Genomic DNA, 20,571 nt, shown 5'->3' on the forward strand with positions numbered 1-20,571 from the left:
GAGGGCGGCGGGCCGCCGAATGTTGAGGGCGGCGGGCCGCCGAATGTCGAGGGCAGGGCGAGCGAGTCGTCCGCCGCCGACGCCGACATCCCCGAACAGTTCCGGATTCGTCAGGCCAAACGAGAGCGGCTGCTCGCCGAGGGCCGCGATCCCTACCCCGTTGACGTCGGGCGCACCCACACACTCGCCGACATCCGGCGCGTCTATCCCGACCTGCCCGCAGGGGCGGAAACGGGTGACCGTGTCGGCGTCGCGGGCCGGGTGGTGTTCGCTCGTAACTCCGGCAAGCTGTGTTTCGCGACGCTTCAGGAGGGCGACGGCACCCAGCTCCAGGCGATGATCAGTCTGGCGAAGGTGGGGCAGGAATCCCTCGACCAGTGGAAAAGCGATGTCGACCTCGGTGACATTGTGTTCGTCCGTGGTGAGGTGATCAGTTCGCGCCGGGGCGAATTGTCTGTGCTGGCCGATTTCTGGCAAATCGCATCCAAGGCTCTGCGGCCACTGCCCGTCGCGCATAAGGAGATGAGCGAAGAGTCCCGAGTGCGGCAGCGGTACGTCGATCTGATCGTGCGACCCGAGGCGCGGACCATCGCCCGTCAGCGCGTCGCCGTCGTGCGTGCGGTGCGGTCTGCGCTGGAACGGCGAGGTTTTCTCGAGGTCGAGACGCCCATACTCCAGACGCTCGCGGGGGGCGCCGCGGCCCGTCCGTTCGTCACCCACTCCAACGCGCTCGACGTCGATCTGTACCTGCGCATCGCTCCGGAACTGTTCCTGAAGAGATGCTTGGTGGGCGGTTTCGAGCGGGTCTTCGAACTCAATCGGGTGTTCAGAAACGAAGGCGCTGATTCGACGCATTCGCCCGAATTCGCGATGCTTGAGACATATCAGGCGTATGGCGACTACAACGATTCTGCGATCGTCACGCGGGAACTAATTCAGGAGGTCGCCGACGAGGCGATCGGGACGCGTCAAGTGCCATTGCCCGATGGCACAATCTACGACCTGGATGGGCAATGGGACACGATAGAAATGTACCCCTCTCTGTCGGATGCCCTCGGTGAAGAGATCACTCCGAGCACGCCCGCCGACTACTTGTGGCGCCTCGCCGAACGGCTCGGAGTCGAGGTCCCGACGGACCGCGGATATGGGCACGGGAAACTCGTCGAGGAACTCTGGGAGCATACGGTCGGGCACGCTTTGTGGGCGCCAACCTTCGTTCGCGACTTCCCGGTCGAGACGGCCCCACTTACCCGGTCGCACCGCAGCATTCCTGGTGTCACAGAAAAGTGGGACCTATACATGCGACGGTTCGAGTTGGCCACCGGCTATTCCGAACTGATCGACCCGATAGTCCAGCGGGAGCGATTCGAGGCGCAGGCGCGCGCTGCGGCCGCAGGCGACGATGAGGCAATGGTCCTCGATGAGGATTTTCTGGCCGCGTTGGAGTATGGGATGCCGCCCACCACGGGCACCGGAATGGGTATCGATCGGTTGTTGATGGCGCTGACGGGCCTCTCAATTCGTGAGACGGTTTTGTTCCCGATTGTTCGACGTCACATCAACTGACAGAACACTCGGAGCTCGCGTTGTTGAATGGTCTGCGTTCCTATGGCACATTGGAGTTCTGGGTTCGGGCGCAACGGAGTGAACCAATGCGCGAGCAGAAGGGTCAGTGGGGAATGGCAAAGAAGGTGACCGTCACATTGGTCGACGATTTCGACGGTGCCGGCACCGCCGACGAAACGGTCGAATTCGGCCTCGACGGTGTCAGTTACGAGATCGATCTTTCCAACAAGAATGCCTCCAAGCTTCGTAACGATCTGAAGCAGTGGGTGGAGGCGGGCCGTAGGGTCGGAGGCCGCAGGCGCGGACGCACGGTGGCGCCTGGGCGGGGCCGCGGCGCGATCGACCGCGAGCAGAGCGCCGCGATCCGGGACTGGGCACGTCGCAACGGACATAACGTCTCGACGCGCGGGCGGATCCCCGCCGACGTCATCGACGCCTTCCACGCGGCCACGTAAAAGCTCGCAACTCAGAAGCCGCGCACCGCAGAACCCGCAACGAAATCGGCGGTTGCCACGGCGGGGTGGCTGCGGTAGCGCCGGCCATGGGTCTTTCGCTAGGGGCGAACTGGCTGCCCGACCTGTCAGGAAACGATTTCCACAGCCACCGCGTTGCTCTTCTCGAGCGCCGGGCCTGGGCTGATAGCGGCGGATCGAACCGCGAAGCAGCTCGGGCCCGCGCGGGGCGGAAGGACCGCCCAACCACCGCGCCCGGCGCCGCCGCCCATTACAGTGGACGGCAGGCACAGTGTGTGTCTGATATGCGCTGCGCCGTGTTACTGATGGAGAGCAGGTAACCGCCGATGTTCGAGAGATTTACCGACCGTGCCCGCAGGGTCGTCGTCCTGGCTCAAGAAGAAGCCCGGATGCTCAACCACAACTACATCGGGACCGAGCACATCCTGCTGGGCCTTATTCATGAAGGTGAGGGCGTAGCCGCCAAGTCGCTGGAGTCGCTGGGCATTTCCCTCGAAGGCGTTCGCAGCCAGGTCGAGGAGATCATCGGCCAGGGCCAGCAGGCGCCGTCCGGGCACATCCCGTTCACCCCGCGTGCCAAGAAGGTGCTCGAGCTGTCCCTGCGCGAGGCCCTTCAGCTCGGCCACAACTACATCGGCACCGAGCACATCCTGCTCGGTCTGATTCGCGAGGGCGAGGGCGTGGCCGCCCAGGTGCTGGTCAAGCTCGGTGCCGAGCTGACGCGGGTGCGCCAGCAGGTGATCCAGCTGCTGTCCGGCTACCAGGGCAAGGAAGCTGCCGAGGCCGGCACCGGCGGTCGTGGGGGCGAGTCGGGCAACCCGTCGACGTCGCTGGTGCTCGACCAGTTCGGACGTAACCTGACCGCCGCCGCGATGGAGGGCAAGCTCGATCCCGTCATCGGCCGCGAGAAGGAAATCGAGCGGGTGATGCAGGTGCTGTCCCGCCGCACCAAGAACAACCCCGTTCTGATCGGCGAGCCCGGCGTGGGCAAGACCGCCGTGGTCGAGGGTCTGGCGCAGGCGATCGTGCACGGCGAGGTGCCCGAGACGCTGAAGGACAAGCAGCTCTACACGCTCGACCTCGGTTCGTTGGTGGCCGGCTCGCGCTACCGCGGTGATTTCGAGGAACGCCTCAAGAAGGTGCTCAAGGAGATCAACACCCGCGGCGACATCATCCTGTTCATCGACGAGCTGCACACGCTGGTCGGGGCGGGTGCCGCCGAGGGCGCCATCGACGCGGCGAGCATCCTCAAACCGAAGCTGGCCCGCGGTGAACTGCAGACCATCGGCGCGACCACTCTCGACGAGTACCGCAAGTACATCGAGAAGGACGCCGCCCTGGAGCGCCGGTTCCAGCCGGTGCAGGTCGGTGAGCCGACGGTCGAGCACACCATCGAGATCCTCAAGGGTCTGCGCGATCGGTACGAGGCGCACCACCGCGTCTCGATCACTGACAGCGCCATGGTGGCCGCCGCGACCCTGGCCGACCGCTACATCAACGACCGCTTCCTGCCGGACAAGGCCATCGACCTGATCGACGAGGCTGGTGCGCGGATGCGCATCCGCCGGATGACCGCGCCGCCAGACCTGCGCGAGTTCGACGAGAAGATCGCCGATGCCCGCCGGGAGAAGGAAAGCGCCATCGATGCGCAGGACTTCGAGAAGGCCGCGGCGCTGCGTGACCGCGAGAAGCAGCTGGTGGCCCAGCGCGCGGAGCGGGAGAAGCAGTGGCGTTCCGGTGATCTGGACGTGGTCGCCGAGGTCGACGACGAGCAGATCGCCGAGGTGCTCGGCAACTGGACCGGCATCCCCGTGTTCAAGCTGACCGAGGAGGAGACCACCCGTCTGCTGCGCATGGAGGATGAGCTGCACAAGCGGATCATCGGCCAGGAGGACGCCGTCAAGGCTGTCTCCAAGGCCATCCGCCGCACCCGTGCCGGGTTGAAGGATCCGAAGCGGCCGTCGGGCTCGTTCATCTTCGCCGGTCCGTCCGGTGTCGGTAAGACCGAGCTCTCCAAGGCGCTGGCCAACTTCCTGTTCGGCGACGACGACGCGCTCATCCAGATCGACATGGGCGAGTTCCACGACCGCTTCACCGCGTCGCGGTTGTTCGGTGCCCCTCCGGGGTACGTCGGCTACGAAGAGGGCGGCCAGCTCACCGAGAAGGTGCGCCGCAAGCCGTTCTCGGTGGTGCTGTTCGACGAGATCGAGAAGGCACACCAGGAGATCTACAACAGCCTTCTGCAGGTGCTCGAAGACGGCCGCCTCACCGACGGTCAGGGCCGCACGGTCGACTTCAAGAACACCGTGCTGATCTTCACGTCGAACCTCGGTACCAGCGACATCAGCAAGGCGGTCGGTCTCGGCTTCACCCAGGGTGGCGGCGAGAACAACTACGAACGGATGAAGCAGAAGGTCAACGACGAGCTGAAGAAGCACTTCAGGCCGGAGTTCCTCAACCGCATCGACGACATCATCGTGTTCCATCAGCTGACGCAGGACGAGATCATCAAGATGGTCGACCTGATGATCGGGCGTGTCGCGAACCAGCTCAAGGCCAAGGACATGGCGATGGAGCTGTCGCCGAGGGCCAAGTCCTTGCTGGCCAAGCGGGGGTTCGATCCCGTGTTGGGTGCCCGGCCGCTGCGCCGGACCATCCAGCGTGAGATCGAGGACCAGCTCTCGGAGAAGATCCTGTTCGAGGAGATCGGACCGGGCCAGCTCGTCACGGTGGACGTCGAAAATTGGGACGGCGAGGGTCCTGGCGAGGACGCCCGGTTCACGTTCGTCGGCGGACCCAAGCGGCCCGAGACATCCGAACCGGATCTGGCCAAGACGGCAGCCGAGTAGCGACAGGTTGTTACGAAACGGGCGGACACCCTCAGGGGTGGCCGCCCGTTTCGCATCAGCTGGTGCGGGCGAGCACGTCACCGATCGGTGCAGAGCCTTGCACTCAGCTGGGCCGAACCTTCGGTTGCCGCGCAGGTCGACACCGCCGTTGTCTACGATGCACATGTAGTCCGACGGGCCGAGGAATCCGGTGAAAGTCCGGAACGGTCGCGCCACTGTTCACAGTCAGACCCGAGACCCGTCACCGCCTGATACCGGGACGCGTGATCCCCGAAAGGACCTTCGATGACATCCCCAGAAGCTCGTAAGACCCGAGTACCCGCGATAGATCTGTCGGCCACCAAGGCCGTCGTGTGGCTGACACTCACGGCGTTCCTTGCGTTGTTGGTCATCTACTTCGTCGGGATGGATCAGGGCGCCACCTCGGTCTTCGGCTCCAACACGTACGTGCACGAGTTCGTCCACGACGCCCGCCATCTCCTCGGCTTCCCCTGCCACTGACGCGGTCGACGCCACACACACAACACAATGGAAAAACACATCATCGGGCGCGGCATCCTGGCCGGCGCCCTTGCCGGGGCTCTCGCGTTCATCTGGGCCAAGGTCTTCATCGAGCCCGTCATCGGTCGTGCCATCGACTTCGAGGACGGCACCTCTGCGGCGCATGAAGCCATCGAGGCCGCGCACGGCGGCGGACACGCGCACGGAGAGGGCGGCGAAGTGTTCACCCGTGCGATCCAATCCAATATCGGCATGGGACTCGGCGTACTCGTCTTCAGCGTGGCCATGGGCGCGTTGCTGGCGGTCGTCTTCTGCGCGACCTACGGCCGCACCAGCCTGTCGGCGCGGGCGCTGTCAGCGTTGACCGCGGGCGGAATGCTCGTGTCGCTGTGGATCGTTCCCGCGTTGAAGTACCCGCCCAACCCGCCCGCGGTGAGCCTGGACGAGACCATCAAGCAGCGCACCCTGCTGTACCTGCTGATGGTGGTGCTGTCGGCGGCGTTGTTCGTCGCGGCGATCTACCTGGGTCGGCGGCTTGTGCCCACCTTGGGCGCTTGGAATGCGACGCTGGGCGCCGCGGCTGCGTACATCGTTGCGGTAGTGGTGGTCATGCTGGTTCTGCCGACCATCGACGAGACACCCGGGCCGATTCGCGACGGGGCGGGCACCATCGTCTTCGATGGATTCCCTGCCGACGATCTTTACGAGTTCCGGTTGTTCGCCCTTGGCACCCAGGTGCTGATGTGGGCGACGATCGGGCTGGTGTTCGGTGCGCTGGTTTCGCGACTCCTCGAGGGCAAGCGGCAGTCAGTTTCTGCGTGACCGAAGTCGTCCGGCTGACATTGGTGTCGCACGCGATGACCGACGCCATGTCGGCCGGACGGTTTCCCGCCGATGAGCCGTTGAACGGTCTGGGGCACCGACAGGTCGGTGCTGCGCGGTTGAGCGTCGCCGACGCAGCCGTCTGCGCACCCGAGGTCCGTGCCCGGCAGACCGCGGAGTTGGCCGGGCTTACGGCATCCGTCGAGCCGCGGTTGGCCGATCTGGATGTCGGTGCCTGGCACGGCTGGTCACTCGACGAGATCGGGCCCGACGCCGCTGCCGCCTGGCTCGCCGACCCCGCGGCGGCGCCGCACGGCGGCGAGTCGGTCGTTCAACTCGTTGCGCGGGTGGGTGATTGGTTGCAGTCGCTGACTGCGGCGCCCGCCCGTGTTCTTGGCGTCACCCACCCTGCGGTGGTCCGTGCGGCGATACTGGCGGCGCTGGACGCCCCGCCGAAGGCGTTCTGGCGCATCGACATCGCTCCGATGAGCTCGACGACCTTGCACCATCGCGCGTCGGGCTGGACCCTGCGGCTCTGACGCCGGCTTCCTCCTCCGCTTCCTCCTCCGCTCGTTCCTCGCGGCATCGTCAGCCGACGGGGCTGGATGCGCCCGCTTCCTCCTCCGCTCGTTCCTCGCGGCATCGTCAGCCGACGGGCACCAGCGCGAACATCTGCTTGATGATCGACATCAGCCACCCACCCGTCTGAGGACCGTGGAACCGCGTCCAATTCGTCTGCAGGCTCACCACCCACGGCTGGCCGGTGCGGTCGATCGCATACCAGCTGAACGTGAGCTCGCCGGGCAGATTGCCCGCTTTGGCGGCGATATAGGGCCACTGGGTGCGGTCCAGGTCGATGCCGGGGATCTCCGACATGATGTCGCGCACCGGTGCGATCACACCGACCGCGTTCTGTTGCAGGGCGGTGTGCACGCGGCAAATGTCCTCGGCGCTGCCGTACCACTCCGCGCCGTACGCAGACGCCGGCGAGTGCGTGCGCATCGGATCCGGCTCGTAGGGGCGGGTATTGGTTTCCTTCAGCAGCTGCGCCCGGACTTCCGGGGTGGCGTCCTTCCACTGCTCCCGCAGATCCGGTTCACCCCAGCCGATCGAGAACAGTTCGTGCATCGTAGGGAAAGGCACCATGCTTGCCGGGTCGTGATGGCCGGCGTCGACCAGCGCCTGTTCGACCGCCTTGCTGCCGATCCGGCCGATGAGCAGATCTGTGGCCATGTTGTCGCTGTTTGCGATCATCTTGGCCGCCGCCGTCCGCACGGAGATCTGCGATCCCTCGGGCAGCGAGTCGAAGGCCGACGATCCAACGGTTTTCGCTTCATCGGTGATGGTGAGCTGATCGTCCCAGGACAGGGTGCCTGCCTTGACGGCCTCCGCGACGGCGTAGAGCACGTACATCTTGAAAATCGAAGCCAGCGGCAAAGATTCGGCGGTGTTGGTACCGGCGACCTGTTCACACCTGCCGTCGACGACCCTGGAGACCCGGTACGAGTAGCGGGCGCCCGACTTCGACAGCGCGGCATCGACGTCGGACCAGACGTTGATTGTCGGCGTGCGGGTGGTCACGATGAACTTGTCCACCATGGTGTCGTCGTCGGTGTGCAGTTCGATCTCCTGGCGGGCACCGTACGAAGAGATCAGGTGCAGCGTCGCCGAGCCCGCACCGATCTCCACACCGGCCACGGTGTACGGGCGCTCCCACCACATCCCGTCCATGACGTGGCTGATGTAGTCGACGGTCTCGGGGGAGGCCAACGTGCTGACGCCGGGGGCGCCGATCGGCCAGTCGGAGTTGAGCATGTCCATCACCTGCTTGGCGCGCACGCCCTGCGGGGTGTTCAAGCTGATGCGTACGTCGACGTCCCCGGCGTTGGCAGCTGGGGAACGTGACGGACCGCAGCCGTTTACCAGGGTGCTCATCAAAGCGGCGCTGCACAGCAGCGCCGCCATCCGCCGGAACGGTCCTCCGCGGTTACGCTTTCGCGTCAGACCCGGCAACGTCCAACACAACCTCGAACTCCAGCAGCGAGGCCCCGGTGGCCACGGGGTTGGCGTGCTGGCCCTTGTGGGCCTCGATCGCCGGGCCGGTCGCCCAGGCCTGGAACGCCTCCTCCGACTCCCACTGCGTCACCACGAAGTAGCGGTCCTCGCCCTTGACCGGGCGCAGCAACTGGAAGCCGAGGAAACCGGGCTGGTTGTCGACGGCGTGTGCGCGGTGCGCGAACCGCTTCTCCAGTTCCGGACCTGCGTCGGGCGGAACCTCGATTGCGTTGATCTTCACCACGGGCATGACGGCCAGGTTACTCCGCGCCCAGTGCAAGATAGCAGCGTGGACCCCGCACTGCTGACCCGGCGAGGCGGTGAAGGTCCGCCGATCGTGCTGGTCCACGGCCTGATGGGGCGGGGAAGCACCTGGACGCGTCAGCTGGCGTGGCTGGCCCGTCGGGGTGAGGTCTTCACGTACGACGCGCTGTGGCACCGCGGTCGCGACGTCGCCGACTCGCAACCGATCAGCACCGAACGGTTCGTCGAGGACCTCGGCGGAGCGGTGTCGGAACTCGGGCGACCCGCCACCCTGATCGGTCATTCGATGGGCGCACTGCACGCGTGGTGTCTGGCGGCGGTCCGTCCCGAGTTGGTCAGCTCGCTGGTCGTCGAGGATATGGCGCCCGACTTCCGGGGCCGCACCACCGGTCCATGGGAACCCTGGCTGCACGCCCTGCCGGTGGAGTTCTCCACTGCCGAACAGGTCGTCGGCGAGTTCGGACCGGTCGCGGGGCAGTACTTCCTGGAGGCGTTCGACCGGACGCCTACCGGCTGGCGCCTGCATGGTCACGCGGGGGTGTGGATACAGATCGCGGCGGAGTGGGGCACCCGCGACTACTGGCAGCAGTGGCAGGCGGTCCGCGTTTCGGCCCTCCTGCTCGAGGCCGCCAATTCGGTGACTCCGCCGGGGCAGATGCGTCGGATGGCCGAAACCGGGTACCGGACAACGTATCTCCACGTTCCCGGCGCTGGCCACCTGATTCACGACGACCAGGCCGCCACGTATCGGGCGGCCGTCGAATCCTTCCTATCGGCGCTCGCCGAGCGCACCTGACGCGGGCCAGCTGGGGTGGTGCTCGAAGCGGGTGCGCACGGAGTTTGGGTCGTGCTCCGCCCACTCAAGGTCGGACACCCTCCCGGACATCGGCGCGGCGAGATGGAACTGGTCGCGACGGACGCGCAGCGAGTGCGAGCGGTACGCCGCCCAGCTCAGCGTGGCGGCGAGGAGGAATGGGATGGTCAGGATCAGGACGGCGAAGACGGTGTTCATGGCAGTAATCATTCGCCAATAAAGATTCAGCCAACAGTGGCAGGCGAGACGCCGTGGGATAAAATGCTGCCATGCTCAATAGCGTTTCGGTGATGGTTCTCGATGGTGTGGCGATGTTCGAGTTCGGCGTCGTCTGCGAGGTTTTCGGCATCGACAGGTCCAACGACGGCGTGCCGAATTTCGATTTCAAGGTGTGCGGACCGGAGGCGGGTAAGCCGTTGCGGACCTCGGTCGGCGCCCAGCTGACTCCCGACCACGACTTCAGTGCGCTGGCCGGGGTTGACCTGGTTGCCGTTCCCGCTATCAGCGGGCCGGTGGAAAACTATCCGGCGGAGGCGTTGGAGGCGCTGCGCAACGCCGCGGCGGCGGGGTCGATCATTCTCACGGTGTGCTCGGGGGCGTTCGTCGTCGGTGCCGCGGGGCTGCTCGACGGGCGCGCGTGCACGACACACTGGATGCACGCGGGCGAGCTGGCCCGGTTGTTCCCGACCGCCAAGGTCGATCGCAACGTGCTCTATGTCGACGACGGCAACCTCATCACCAGCGCGGGCACCGCGGCGGGCATCGATGCCTGCCTGCACCTGGTCCGCCGTGAGCTGGGTAGCGAGGTCACCAACACGATTGCGCGGCGGATGGTGGTCCCGCCGCAGCGGGAGGGCGGCCAGCGGCAGTACATCGATCAGCCGATTCCGCTGCGCTGCTCGGAAGGGTTTGCGCCGCAGCTGGATTGGATTCTCGGCAACCTCGAGAAGCCGCATACCGTCGGCACCCTTGCCAAGCGCGCTGCGATGTCGACGCGGACGTTCGCGCGGCGGTTCGTCGAGGAGACCGGCACCACGCCGATGCAGTGGGTCACCGACCAGCGGGTGCTGTTCGCGCGACGCATGCTCGAGGAGTCCGATCTCGACATCGACCGGATCGCCGACCGGACTGGCTTCGGGAACTCGACATTGCTGCGGCATCACTTCCGCCGCGTGATCGGGGTGACGCCGTCGGATTACCGGCGCAGGTTCTCGCGCACGGACATTCGCGCCGACAGCGGAAGCTTCGCGACCTCCGCGTGACGGCTGTGCGGTGGCCGGGTAGGGCGACCGCTGCGCAGATCTCGGCGCGGCAGATCAGTCTGCGTCGTCGCCCTCGCCACAGAGTGCGAACCGGCCGTCGCCCGCCTGCTCCACCAGTCCGTCGACGAGCAGCGAGTCGAGCGCACGATCTCGCTGCGCCGGGTCGGTCAGCCACGCCACGTCCAACTGGGCGCGGGTGACCGGGCCCCGGCTCGCGCGCAGCACGTCCAACAGGCGGCCGCGGACCTGCCGGTCTGTCCCCGCGTAGCGCTGCACGCGCCTGGCAGTGGTCGCCGGTGGGTAGCCGAGCGATCGCCACGCGCACGCGCCGAGGGGACACAGCCCGCAGCGCGGCGCCCTCGCGGTGCAGACGGTCGCTCCGAGTTCCATCAGTGCCGCCGAGAAGCGGGGCGCATGCGCATCGCCGGGCAGGAGCGCCTCGACGTCGGCGAGATCCCGCGGGCCTGCGGATTGGGCGGGGTCCGCCGTTCCGTGGACCGCTCTGGCCACCACGCGCCGGACGTTGGTGTCGACGACGGGCACCCGCTGCTGGTAGGCGAAGCAGGCCACCGCCCGCGCCGTGTAGGCACCGACGCCGGGCAGGGTCAACAACGTGTCCACGTCGGACGGCACTTCGTCGCGGTGCTCGTTGGCGATCGTGACGGCACACTCGTGCAACCGCTTGGCGCGCCGTGGATAGCCGAGTTTGCCCCAGGCGCGCAGCACGTCGGCCGCTCTCGCCGCGGCCGTCGCGGACGGGGTCGGCCAGCGCGCCACCCACGCCAGCCAGATCGGCTCTACCCGGGCAACCGGCGTCTGCTGCAGCATAAATTCGCTCACCAGGATCTGCCACGGCGTGACGCCGGGTCGCCGCCACGGGAGATCACGCTGAGCACCCGAATACCAACGAATCAGCCTGTCCGAATCGATCACAGCGCGTACCCTCCGGCATAATGTATGCCATGCCACAGACAAGTCCGCTGACCGCGTGGAAGGCCCTCAAAGAGGGTAACGAGCGATTCGTCGCCGGCCACCCGGAGCACCCAAGCCAGAGCATCGACCACCGGGCGAGTCTCGCGGAGGCACAGAAACCGACCGCCGTCGTGTTCGGTTGTGCCGACAGCCGGGTGGCCGCCGAGATCATCTTCGACCAGGGTCTCGGCGATATGTTCGTCGTACGCACCGCGGGCCACGTGATCGACGCAGCGGTGCTCGGCTCGGTCGAGTACGCCGTCACGGTTCTCAACGTGCCGCTGGTGGTCGTCCTGGGCCACGACAGCTGTGGGGCGGTCAAGGCGACGTTGTCTGCGATCGACGACGGCGCCGTACCCGGAGGCTATGTGCGCGACGTGGTCGAGCGGGTGACGCCGTCGATCCTGCTCGGGCGCCGCGACGGGCTGACCCGCGTTGACGAATTCGAAGCCAGACACGTCAACGAGACCGCGGTGCAGCTGCGGGACCGGTCCACCGCCATCGCCACCCGCATCGCCGCGGGCACCCTTGCGATCGCCGGTGTCACCTACCATCTGGCCGACGGCCGGATCGCCTTGCGGGATTATCTCGGCGACATCGGCGAAGGCTGAGCCGCGACACGCCGGGTCGGGTCGGACGACTGGGCGTGACCTGGCCTTACCGTGAAGTCGTGTTGGATCTGGAACCGCATGGCCCGCTGCCCTCGCAAATTTACTGGCGGCGCAGGGCGCTGGCCATCGGCATCGCAGTATTGGTGATCGGTGTGGTCGCCGCGGTGGTGGTGATGGTCATCACCACCAGGTCGGGTGCCGAGACCAACTCGGATACTCCGGCCTCCGCGACCGAGACACCCGCCGCGGCCCCCACCCCGTTGCCCGGTGAGAATCCCGAGGTGAAGACCCCCGTGGTGCCTCCGGCGCAGCAGGCGCCACCGCCGACGGCGACGCCGACCGCCGCGGTGACGCCGCCGCCGGTGCTCAAGGAGGGCGACGACTGCCCGGATTCGACGCTCGCGGTCAAGGGCATCACCAGCCAGCCGGAGTACGTCGTGGGAGACCAGCCGAAGTTCACGATGGTCGTCACCAACATCGGGTTGGTCGCCTGCCAGCGCGACGTCGGCGCCGCGGTGCTCGCGGCCTACGTCTACTCGCTGGACAACACCCGGTTGTGGTCGAACCTGGACTGCGCGCCGTCCAACGAGACGTTGGTGAAGACCTTCAGTCCCGGTGAGCAGGTGACCACCGAGGTCACCTGGACCGGCATGGGTTCGGCGCCGGAATGCCCACTGCCACGCCAACCGATCGGGCCGGGCACCTACAACCTGATCGTCCAGCTGGGGAATCTGAGATCGGCGGCAGTGCCGTTCGTCCTCGCCGCACCCGCGGCGGCGGACGGGGCGCACGGGCCGGCCAACGGCAACGGCCCTCTGCCGGGTCCCGTCGGCAACTGAAATCCGGCGTCAGGCCAGTCGGTCGGCGATCGTCGACTCGGCCAGCAGCGACAGCCCCTCCCGAATGTGGCGTGCCCACATCGAGCCGATGCCGTCTACGGACTGCAGATCGTCGGCGCTGGCGGCCAGCAGTCCCTGCAGCGAACCGAATGAGCGCACCAGCAGGTCTACATGGGCGAACTGCAGCCGCGGGATGCCCGCCATCGCGCGGTAACCGCGTGAGCTCATCGAGGAGTCCTGCGCCTCTGGCGTGGACGGGTAACCGAGAACCCTTGCCAGGGTTGTGAAATCGAGCAGGTCGGGGTCCGAAAGCGAGTCCAGCTCGTCGAGTGTGGCGCTCACCTGGGCGGCGGTGGGCGGTTCCGGGTAGGCGTGATAGTCGCGGACGATCAGCTCACGGGCGGTCTCGTTGTCGCCGACGAGTTCTTCCAGCTGCAGCTTGAGCTGCCTGCCGTCGGTACCCAGTTCGACGACATCGGCGTCGATCTCGAGGCTGATCCGGCGGACCATCTCGAGGCGCTGGACCACCGTCATCACGTCGCGCAGCGTGACGAAGTCCTCGATCTCGGCGGTCGACAGCTGCTTGCTGACCTCGTCGAGGCGGGATGTGTAGCGTTCCAGCGTGGCGATGGTCTGGTTGGCGCGCGACAGGATGGTCGCCGAGTCGGGCACGACATGCCGTTCGCCCGCCACGTATACGGTCACGATGCTCATCGAATGGCTGACGGACACGACGGGATAGCCGGTTTGGATCGCGGTCCGTTCGGCGGAGCGATGCCGGGTGCCGGACTCGTCGGTGGGTATCGACGGGTCCGGCACCAGCTGGACGTTGGCGCGCAGGATGTGCGTTCCGTCGCTGGACAACACCACCGCACCGTCCATCTTCGACAACTCGCGCAGGCGGGTCGGTGCGTAGCGGACGTCGAGGGCGAATCCGCCGTCGCAGATCGCCTCCACGCTGTCGTCGTATCCGAGCACGATCAGCGCGCCCGTCCGACCGCGCAGGATGCGTTCCAGCCCGTCACGCAGTGGTGTTCCGGGCGCCAGCCTGCCCAGGGTCTCGCGCAGCGTGGGACGTACCAGCTGCACCACATTGCTGCCCGCGGTGCGGTTGCCCGGCTTCACGGCCATCGTCTCTCCTTGGATCGGCCGCAGTTGACGCTACCCTCGCACATCCTTGCCGATCGCTTTGAGCACCCGCAACGCCGCGCTGATGTCCCCGGCGGCGTGCGTATGCAGTCCGGCGGGCACCGAGACGACCCCTGCGGGCACCACCGCGGTCGTGAACCCCAGCCTGGCGGCTTCGGCGAGCCGGCGATCCATCCCGCTGACCCTGCGGAGATCTCCCGCCAGGCCGACCTCTCCGATGGCCACCGTCGTCGTGGGCAGGGCTAGGTCGGAGTAGGCGGAGGCGACGGCCATCGCGACGGCCAGATCCGACGAAGGATCGGTCAACCGCATCCCGCCCACGGTCGACAGGTAGATGTCGGATGACGCGAGCTTGAGCCCGGCGCGCTTCTCCAGCACCGCGGCGATCATGGCGGCGCGGGCGGAGTCGATGCCACTGACTGCCCGTCGCGGCGTGGAGGACGTCGGTGCACCGACGAGCGCCTGCACCTCGCCGATGAGGGGACGTTTGCCGTCGAGGGTCACGGTCACCGCGGTGCCGGGCACCGGCGCAGGGCGCTGGTCCAGGAACAATCCCGACGGGTCTGCCACGCATTCGATTCCGTTGTCGTGCATCAGGAAACAGCCGACTTCGTCGGCCGCGCCGAACCGGTTCTTGACGCCGCGGACGAGGCGGAGCGCGGAGGTTCGCTCACCCTCGAAATGCAGGACCACGTCGACGAGGTGTTCCAGGGAACGCGGGCCGGCGATGGCGCCGTCCTTGGTGACGTGTCCGACGAGGATCATGGCGACACCGCTGGCCTTGGCCTGCGACGTGAGCGCAGTGGTCACCGCGCGCACCTGCGTGACCCCGCCGGTGACACCGTCGGCCTCGGCGGTCGACATGGTCTGCACCGAATCGACGACGACCAGGCTGGGAGCGACCGCGTCGATGTGGCCCAGCGCGGTCTGCAGATCCGACTCCGCGGCCAGGTATACCTCGTCGTGCGTGCAGCCGGTGCGCCCGGCGCGCAGCCTGATCTGTCCGGCCGACTCCTCACCCGACAGATACAGTGCGCGCCCGCCGGTCTGCGCCCAGCGGTGCGCCACCTCCAGCAGCAGTGTCGACTTGCCGACGCCGGGATCGCCTGCGAGAAGGGTCACCGACCCGGGCACCAACCCGCCGCCCAGAACCCGGTCGAGTTCGCTGACCCCGGTGGGGAAGTGGCGGGTGCGGCCAGGGTCGATGGAGCTGATCGGCACAGCGGGCGACACGGGAGCCACCGCCCGCCGAAGTGCCGCGCCATTGGACGTGCCGTTGACGGCCGCCAGCACCGCTACCTCGTCGACGGTGCCCCAGGTCCCGCAATTCGGACATCGGCCCACCCATTTGGCCATGACGTGGTGACACTCCGAGCAGCGATGCTGCGGACGCGCTTTCGATCCACCCCTGCTCACGCCGTGACGGTATCCGCCGCTACCGACATAGGCCTAGTGATGACCGCCCGTGTTGCCGCCGGATTCGCCACTCTTGTCGCGCCGGGGCACGTTGCCCGCGGAGATCGGGACCCCGACCGTCGCCTGGCCTGCCTTCTCGAACTCAAAGGTGAAGTCGTAGGTGAGACCGTTCGTGATCGGCTTGGTCAGCGTGACGTCGGCGGTGACGGCATCGGCCGCCTCGACGCTCTCCAGCGCGCTGATCTGGCCGTCGGGCTCGCCGACGAGGAGGGCCCCACCGGCGGGCACCGCGCTGTCGCCGCTGAGCGACACCGTTCCCACGTCGGAGGTGATCGAGACCAGCTTGTCGGGTTCGTCGGGTGACTCGTTCGTGGCGACGAAGATCAACTCCACCGAGCTGCCCGGCTGGACGTAGTCGCTCTCCTGCGGTGCGCGCAGGTGGACGTTGCGCAGAAAGACCTGGCCTGCGGCGGCGTTGACGCCGTTGACCGCGGGCTCCTGCGTGGCAACCTGGGAGATCTGCCCCGCGCCGCACCCGGCGAGAGCCAGGGCGGTCACCAGCCCGCAGGCCGCCACGCCTGTGCTGACGGCAGATCTGCGCAACTTCAAGGGGTTCACCGTGGCCTCCTGCGTCTGCTCGCCATGCTTCGACTATGCAGAGTAGTAGGTGGCCGTGTGTCGCGGTACCGGAGGGCCGGGGATCGTCGGTTCCGGTTGCGCCGCACGCTCACGCGGCCCTGAGCGGTTCCTGCGGTGCCGTATGGTTTGCCGGCCGGGTGGGTCGTCGGGACGGCTCGCGGTTGCACGAATTCGTCACCCTGTCAACCCCTACTCTTCACTCGTTGTGCCCCTGACCTGCATCGTTGTTCCACGTCTGTCCGGTGCCCGTGTTAGCATGGACTGGTGAAAGGGGCTCGAAACTGATGATTTTCAAGGTCGGAGACACCGTTGTCTATCCACACCACGGTGCTGCGTTGATCGAAGCGATCGAAACCCGGACCATCAAAGGCGAGCAGAAGGAATATCTCGTCTTGAAGGTCGCCCAGGGCGATCTCACTGTTCGAGTTCCCGCTGAGAACGCCGAGTACGTCGGCGTCCGTGATGTTGTTGGGCAGGAGGGCCTCGACAAGGTCTTCCAGGTTCTGCGTGCTCCCCATACCGAGGAGCCGACGAACTGGTCGCGCCGCTACAAGGCCAACTTGGAAAAGCTCGCATCTGGCGACGTGAACAAGGTCGCCGAGGTGGTGCGGGATCTGTGGCGCCGCGATCAGGAGCGTGGGCTCTCGGCAGGCGAGAAGCGGATGCTCGCCAAGGCCCGGCAGATCCTGGTCGGTGAGCTGGCGCTGGCCGAGAACACCGATGACGCGAAGGCCGAGACCATCCTCGATGAGGTGCTGGCCGCCGCTTCCTGACCCGCAATGACCACAGTGGCCGTCGTCCCGGCCGCAGGTTCGGGCGAGCGGCTTGCTGCCGGCGCGCCGAAAGCATTCGTCGAATTGGGCGGCCGCCCCATGCTGGAGTGGGCGTTGTGCGGCCTGCGTGATTCGGGCGTCGTCGACTCCATCGTGGTCGCTGTCCCACCGGGCCGTACCGATGAGGCCACGCTCGTGTTCGGATCCGATGCGATCATCGTCGAGGGTGGGGCCGATCGCACCGAATCCGTCCGGCTCGGTTTGAACGCTGTGAACTCGGCCGACTTCGTGCTCGTTCACGACGCCGCACGCGCGCTGACGCCGCCGTCGCTGATCGTCCGCGTCGTGCGCGCCCTTCAGGCGGGTCATCCCGCCGTGGTTCCGGCGCTGCCGCTGAAGGACACCATCAAGGCCGTCGATGCGAACGGGGTGGTAATCGCGACGCCGGAGCGGGCCGGGCTGCGTGCGGTGCAGACACCGCAGGGATTCCACTCCGACCTGCTGCGGCGCGCCTACGCACACGCAGGCGAGTTCACCGACGACGCGTCGATCGTCGAACACATCGGCGGGCGGGTCCAGACTGTCGACGGCGACCCGCTGGCATTCAAGATCACAACGCCGATGGATCTGCTGTTGGCCGAGGCCGTGCTTTCGGGGCGTGGGTGAACACGCCGCGGGTGGGGCTGGGAACCGACGTGCACCCCATCGAACCGGGCAGGCCGTGCTGGCTGCTGGGTCTGTTGTTCCAGGGTGCCGACGGCTGCGCAGGACACTCGGATGGTGACGTCGCGGCGCACGCGCTGTGCGACGCCTTGCTCAGCGCCGCGGGGCTGGCCGACATCGGTGAGGTGTTCGGCACCGACCGGCCCGAGTGGCGCGGCGTCACGGGCGTCGAAATGCTTTGCCACGTAAAGGGATTGCTGAATGCCGAAGGCTTCCAGGTCGGAAACGCCGCCGTGCAGGTGATCGGCAACCGGCCCCGGGTGGGGCCGCGGCGGATCGAGGCCCAGCGGGTGCTGTCCGAACTGCTCGACGCGCCCGTCTCGGTCTCGGCGACCACCACGGACGGGCTGGGGCTGACCGGTAGGGGAGAAGGATTGGCAGCGATCGCCACCGCTCTGGTGGTTCGCGGCGGATAGGCCGGTAAGCTGGCGCGTCGTGACGAATCGCGCCAACGGCCAGGGGTCGGACCAAGGGTCTTTGGCTGGCCTGCGGCTGCACGACACCATGACGGGTGCCGTGCGCGATTTCGTGCCGGTGCGGCCCGGCCACGTGTCGATCTATCTGTGCGGCGCCACCGTTCAAGGGCTGCCGCACATCGGCCACGTACGCAGCGGGGTGGCCTTCGATGTGCTGCGGCGCTGGCTGATCGCGAAGGGTTACGACGTCGCCTTCATCCGCAACGTCACCGACATCGACGACAAGATCCTCAACAAGGCCGCCGACGCGGGACGGCCGTGGTGGGAATGGGCCGCGACCTACGAGCGGGCGTTCAGTGCTGCCTACGACGCGCTCGGGGTGCTGCCGCCGTCGGCCGAGCCGCGGGCGACCGGCCACATCACCGAGATCATCGAACTGATTCAGCGGCTGCTGGACCGCGGACACGCGTACACCGGCGGCGGGGATGTGTACTTCGACGTGCTGAGCCTCACCGACTACGGCAGGCTTTCGGGGCATCGGATCGACGACGTGCACCAGGGCGAGGGCGTCGCGACCGGCAAACGCGACCAGCGTGACTTCACGCTGTGGAAAGGCGCCAAGCCTGGTGAGCCGTCCTGGCCAACACCATGGGGTCGGGGCAGGCCGGGCTGGCACACCGAATGCGTCGCGATGTGCGAGCGCTATCTGGGGCCAGAATTCGACATCCACGCCGGTGGTATGGATCTGGTGTTTCCGCATCACGAGAACGAGATCGCGCAGGCGTGCGCCGCGGGCGATCCGTTCGCCCGGTACTGGCTGCACAACGGCTGGGTCACCATGGGCGGCGAGAAGATGAGCAAGTCGCTGGGCAACGTGCTCGCCATCCCGGCAGTGCTGCAGCGCGTGCGCGCCGCCGAGTTGCGCTACTACCTGGGCAGCGCCCACTACCGGTCGATGCTGGAGTTCTCCGAGACCGCGCTGCAGGACGCCGCGAAGGCTTACACGGGTATCGAGGACTTCCTGCATCGGGTGTGCAACCGGGTCGGCGGGGTGGTGCCCGGCGAGTGGACCCCGAGATTCGCCGCCGCGCTTGACGACGACCTGTCCGTGCCGATCGCGCTGGCCGAAGTGCACGCGGCGCGCGCAGAGGGCAATCGTGCGCTCGACGCGGGCGACCACGACACCGCGCTCGCGCAGGCCGGGGCGATCCGGGTGATGATGGGCATTCTGGGTTGCGACCCGCTCGATGAGCGCTGGGAATCGCGTGACGAGGCGTCGGCGGCGCTGGCCGCCGTCGATGTGCTGGTGCAGTGGGCGCTTGCCAGCCGCGCCGAAGCGCGCGACCGCAGGGACTGGGCGACGGCCGATCAGATTCGCGACCGCCTCAAGGAGGCCGGCATCGAGGTCACCGACACCGCCGACGGCCCGCAGTGGTCGCTGCTCGACATCGACAGCAAGAACGTCAGGTAGGCGATGGCCGGGAACTCCAAACGCCGGGGTGCAGTGCGCAAGGCCGGAACCAAGAAAGGACCCACCGTAGGCTCCGGTGGGGTGCGCAGACGGGCACTCGAAGGCAGGGGCGCGACCCCGCCCGCGCATCTGCGGCCCAACCACCCCGCGGCCAAACGGGCGGCCAAGAAAGCGGCCCCGCAACGCCGGCCGGCCAAGAAGACCGACGACACCGAGTTGGTCCTCGGTCGCAACCCCGTGCTGGAATGCCTCCGCGCCGGGATTCCCGCCACCGCCCTGTACGTCGCGCTGGGCATCGATGCCGACGAGCGCCTCACCGAGACTGTCCGCATCGCTGCCGACACCGGTATCGCGATCCTCGAGGTGCCCCGCATCGACCTGGACCGGATGACGTCCAATGCGCTTCATCAGGGCGTGGCGCTGCAGGTGCCACCCTATGAGTACGCTCACCCCGACGACCTGCTTGCCGCCGCCCGCGGAAGCGGCGAACCGGCGATGATGGTCGCGCTGGACAACATCTCCGATCCTCGCAATCTCGGCGCCATCGTGCGGTCGGTCGCGGCATTCGGCGGCCAGGGCGTGCTGATCCCGCAGCGCCGCTCGGCCTCGGTCACCGCGGTCGCGTGGCGCACGAGCGCCGGTGCCGCCGCACGGGTTCCAGTGGCCAGGGCCACCAACCTCACCCGGACGCTGAAGGGCTGGGCCGACGCCGGACTGCAGATCGTCGGACTGGACGCCGGGGGTGACACCGCACTGTACGACCTGGATGCCACCGGACCCGTCGTCGTGGTCGTCGGATCCGAGGGCAAGGGGCTGTCGCGGTTGGTGCGCGAGAACTGCGATGCGATCGTGTCGATCCCGATGGCCGACCGGACCGAGTCGCTCAACGCATCCGTGGCGGCCGGTGTCGTGCTGGCCGAGATCGCCCGCCAGCGCCGCGGCTGACCGCCGCTCCA

At 67.3% G+C, this 20,571-nt stretch carries 22 protein-coding genes; 15 read left to right on the forward strand and 7 right to left on the reverse strand.

Translation table 11 applies throughout. From position 1 onward, the window contains the following. The first annotated feature begins 87 nt into the window (after window positions 1-87). From lysS to ADBZ6K_RS05310, 6 genes are all read left to right on the forward strand, one after another. Window positions 88-1,566, forward strand: a complete 1,479-nt coding sequence (lysS, locus tag ADBZ6K_RS05285) for a lysine--tRNA ligase (RefSeq protein WP_526344897.1) — start codon at window positions 88-90, stop codon at window positions 1,564-1,566. 113 nt (window positions 1,567-1,679) lie between these two features. Further along, window positions 1,680-2,021, forward strand: coding sequence for a histone-like nucleoid-structuring protein Lsr2 (gene lsr2 / locus ADBZ6K_RS05290; protein WP_526344898.1), 342 nt, complete (start codon window positions 1,680-1,682; stop codon window positions 2,019-2,021). A gap of 344 nt (window positions 2,022-2,365) precedes the next feature. Continuing rightward, window positions 2,366-4,888, forward strand: a complete 2,523-nt coding sequence (clpC1, locus tag ADBZ6K_RS05295; RefSeq protein WP_526344785.1) for an ATP-dependent protease ATP-binding subunit ClpC — start codon at window positions 2,366-2,368, stop codon at window positions 4,886-4,888. A 285-nt stretch (window positions 4,889-5,173) separates the two neighbouring features. Next, complete coding sequence (locus tag ADBZ6K_RS05300) at window positions 5,174-5,389, forward strand: CbtB domain-containing protein (RefSeq protein ID WP_526344786.1); 216 nt, start codon at window positions 5,174-5,176, stop codon at window positions 5,387-5,389. Between the two features lie 27 nt (window positions 5,390-5,416). Continuing rightward, a complete protein-coding gene (locus ADBZ6K_RS05305; protein ID WP_526344787.1) occupies window positions 5,417-6,211 on the forward strand; it encodes a CbtA family protein in 795 nt (264 codons plus the stop codon). Continuing rightward, the gene (locus ADBZ6K_RS05310) at window positions 6,208-6,750 is read left to right on the forward strand and encodes a histidine phosphatase family protein (protein WP_526344788.1); all 543 of its coding nucleotides are present in this window, start codon (window positions 6,208-6,210) and stop codon (window positions 6,748-6,750) included. Before ADBZ6K_RS05305 ends, ADBZ6K_RS05310 begins: the two co-directional genes overlap by 4 nt. 106 nt (window positions 6,751-6,856) lie before the next feature. Here the strand turns inward: ADBZ6K_RS05310 and ADBZ6K_RS05315 are convergent, their stop codons facing one another. Then, window positions 6,857-8,176, reverse strand: coding sequence for a serine hydrolase (locus ADBZ6K_RS05315; protein WP_526344789.1), 1,320 nt, complete (start codon window positions 8,174-8,176; stop codon window positions 6,857-6,859). 22 nt (window positions 8,177-8,198) lie between these two features. Continuing rightward, window positions 8,199-8,516, reverse strand: a complete 318-nt coding sequence (gene mhuD / locus ADBZ6K_RS05320) for a mycobilin-forming heme oxygenase MhuD (protein ID WP_526344790.1) — start codon at window positions 8,514-8,516, stop codon at window positions 8,199-8,201. Window positions 8,517-8,621: 105 nt separating this feature from the next. Here mhuD and ADBZ6K_RS05325 point away from each other — a divergent pair, with 105 nt between their 5' ends. Then, on the forward strand, window positions 8,622-9,326 hold the full coding sequence (locus ADBZ6K_RS05325; protein WP_526344899.1) for an alpha/beta fold hydrolase: 705 nt from the start codon (window positions 8,622-8,624) through the stop codon (window positions 9,324-9,326). Here ADBZ6K_RS05325 and ADBZ6K_RS05330 read toward each other — a convergent pair. Continuing rightward, complete coding sequence (locus ADBZ6K_RS05330; RefSeq protein ID WP_526344791.1) at window positions 9,300-9,542, reverse strand: hypothetical protein; 243 nt, start codon at window positions 9,540-9,542, stop codon at window positions 9,300-9,302. The two genes, ADBZ6K_RS05325 and ADBZ6K_RS05330, sit on opposite strands and share 27 nt — an antisense overlap. A 71-nt stretch (window positions 9,543-9,613) precedes the next feature. On the opposite strand from ADBZ6K_RS05330, the gene ADBZ6K_RS05335 reads away from it, so the two are divergent. After that, window positions 9,614-10,606 (forward strand): GlxA family transcriptional regulator, encoded by a 993-nt coding sequence (locus ADBZ6K_RS05335; RefSeq protein WP_526344792.1) that lies wholly within the window; start codon window positions 9,614-9,616, stop codon window positions 10,604-10,606. Between the two features lie 54 nt (window positions 10,607-10,660). Here the strand turns inward: ADBZ6K_RS05335 and ADBZ6K_RS05340 are convergent, their stop codons facing one another. Next, window positions 10,661-11,539 carry an iron-sulfur binding domain-containing protein gene (locus tag ADBZ6K_RS05340; RefSeq protein ID WP_526344793.1) on the reverse strand — a complete coding sequence of 293 codons (879 nt, stop codon included), beginning with the start codon at window positions 11,537-11,539 and terminating at the stop codon, window positions 10,661-10,663. 29 nt (window positions 11,540-11,568) lie between these two features. Here ADBZ6K_RS05340 and ADBZ6K_RS05345 point away from each other — a divergent pair, with 29 nt between their 5' ends. Both ADBZ6K_RS05345 and ADBZ6K_RS05350 read left to right on the forward strand, forming a co-directional pair. Then, window positions 11,569-12,189, forward strand: coding sequence for a carbonic anhydrase (locus tag ADBZ6K_RS05345; RefSeq protein WP_526344794.1), 621 nt, complete (start codon window positions 11,569-11,571; stop codon window positions 12,187-12,189). A 59-nt stretch (window positions 12,190-12,248) separates the two neighbouring features. Next, the gene (locus ADBZ6K_RS05350; protein ID WP_526344795.1) at window positions 12,249-13,028 is read left to right on the forward strand and encodes a hypothetical protein; all 780 of its coding nucleotides are present in this window, start codon (window positions 12,249-12,251) and stop codon (window positions 13,026-13,028) included. 9 nt (window positions 13,029-13,037) lie between these two features. Here the strand turns inward: ADBZ6K_RS05350 and disA are convergent, their stop codons facing one another. The 3 genes from disA to ADBZ6K_RS05365 are packed head-to-tail and all read right to left on the reverse strand — an operon-like array spanning window position 13,038 to window position 16,211. Continuing rightward, window positions 13,038-14,159, reverse strand: a complete 1,122-nt coding sequence (disA, locus tag ADBZ6K_RS05355) for a DNA integrity scanning diadenylate cyclase DisA (RefSeq protein WP_526344796.1) — start codon at window positions 14,157-14,159, stop codon at window positions 13,038-13,040. A 30-nt stretch (window positions 14,160-14,189) separates the two neighbouring features. Beyond that, the gene (radA, locus tag ADBZ6K_RS05360; protein WP_526344797.1) at window positions 14,190-15,593 is read right to left on the reverse strand and encodes a DNA repair protein RadA; all 1,404 of its coding nucleotides are present in this window, start codon (window positions 15,591-15,593) and stop codon (window positions 14,190-14,192) included. A gap of 33 nt (window positions 15,594-15,626) precedes the next feature. Further along, the gene (locus ADBZ6K_RS05365) at window positions 15,627-16,211 is read right to left on the reverse strand and encodes a copper chaperone PCu(A)C domain-containing protein (RefSeq protein ID WP_526344798.1); all 585 of its coding nucleotides are present in this window, start codon (window positions 16,209-16,211) and stop codon (window positions 15,627-15,629) included. A 305-nt stretch (window positions 16,212-16,516) separates the two neighbouring features. Here ADBZ6K_RS05365 and carD point away from each other — a divergent pair, with 305 nt between their 5' ends. From carD to rlmB, 5 genes are all read left to right on the forward strand, one after another. Next, the gene (carD, locus tag ADBZ6K_RS05370; protein ID WP_003921720.1) at window positions 16,517-17,005 is read left to right on the forward strand and encodes an RNA polymerase-binding transcription factor CarD; all 489 of its coding nucleotides are present in this window, start codon (window positions 16,517-16,519) and stop codon (window positions 17,003-17,005) included. Between the two features lie 6 nt (window positions 17,006-17,011). Continuing rightward, window positions 17,012-17,671: a 2-C-methyl-D-erythritol 4-phosphate cytidylyltransferase gene (ispD, locus tag ADBZ6K_RS05375; RefSeq protein ID WP_526344799.1), complete on the forward strand. Its 660-nt coding sequence runs from the start codon at window positions 17,012-17,014 to the stop codon at window positions 17,669-17,671. Continuing rightward, window positions 17,668-18,144: a 2-C-methyl-D-erythritol 2,4-cyclodiphosphate synthase gene (gene ispF / locus ADBZ6K_RS05380; RefSeq protein ID WP_526344800.1), complete on the forward strand. Its 477-nt coding sequence runs from the start codon at window positions 17,668-17,670 to the stop codon at window positions 18,142-18,144. The genes ispD and ispF overlap by 4 nt, the downstream gene beginning before the upstream one ends. A 61-nt stretch (window positions 18,145-18,205) precedes the next feature. Then, on the forward strand, window positions 18,206-19,615 hold the full coding sequence (cysS, locus tag ADBZ6K_RS05385; RefSeq protein ID WP_526344900.1) for a cysteine--tRNA ligase: 1,410 nt from the start codon (window positions 18,206-18,208) through the stop codon (window positions 19,613-19,615). Window positions 19,616-19,618: 3 nt separating this feature from the next. Continuing rightward, on the forward strand, window positions 19,619-20,560 hold the full coding sequence (rlmB, locus tag ADBZ6K_RS05390) for a 23S rRNA (guanosine(2251)-2'-O)-methyltransferase RlmB (RefSeq protein WP_526344801.1): 942 nt from the start codon (window positions 19,619-19,621) through the stop codon (window positions 20,558-20,560). The last annotated feature ends 11 nt before the right edge of the window (window positions 20,561-20,571 follow it).

Source organism: Mycobacterium sp. (genome assembly GCF_044223235.1).
GTDB lineage: Bacteria > Actinomycetota > Actinomycetes > Mycobacteriales > Mycobacteriaceae > Mycobacterium.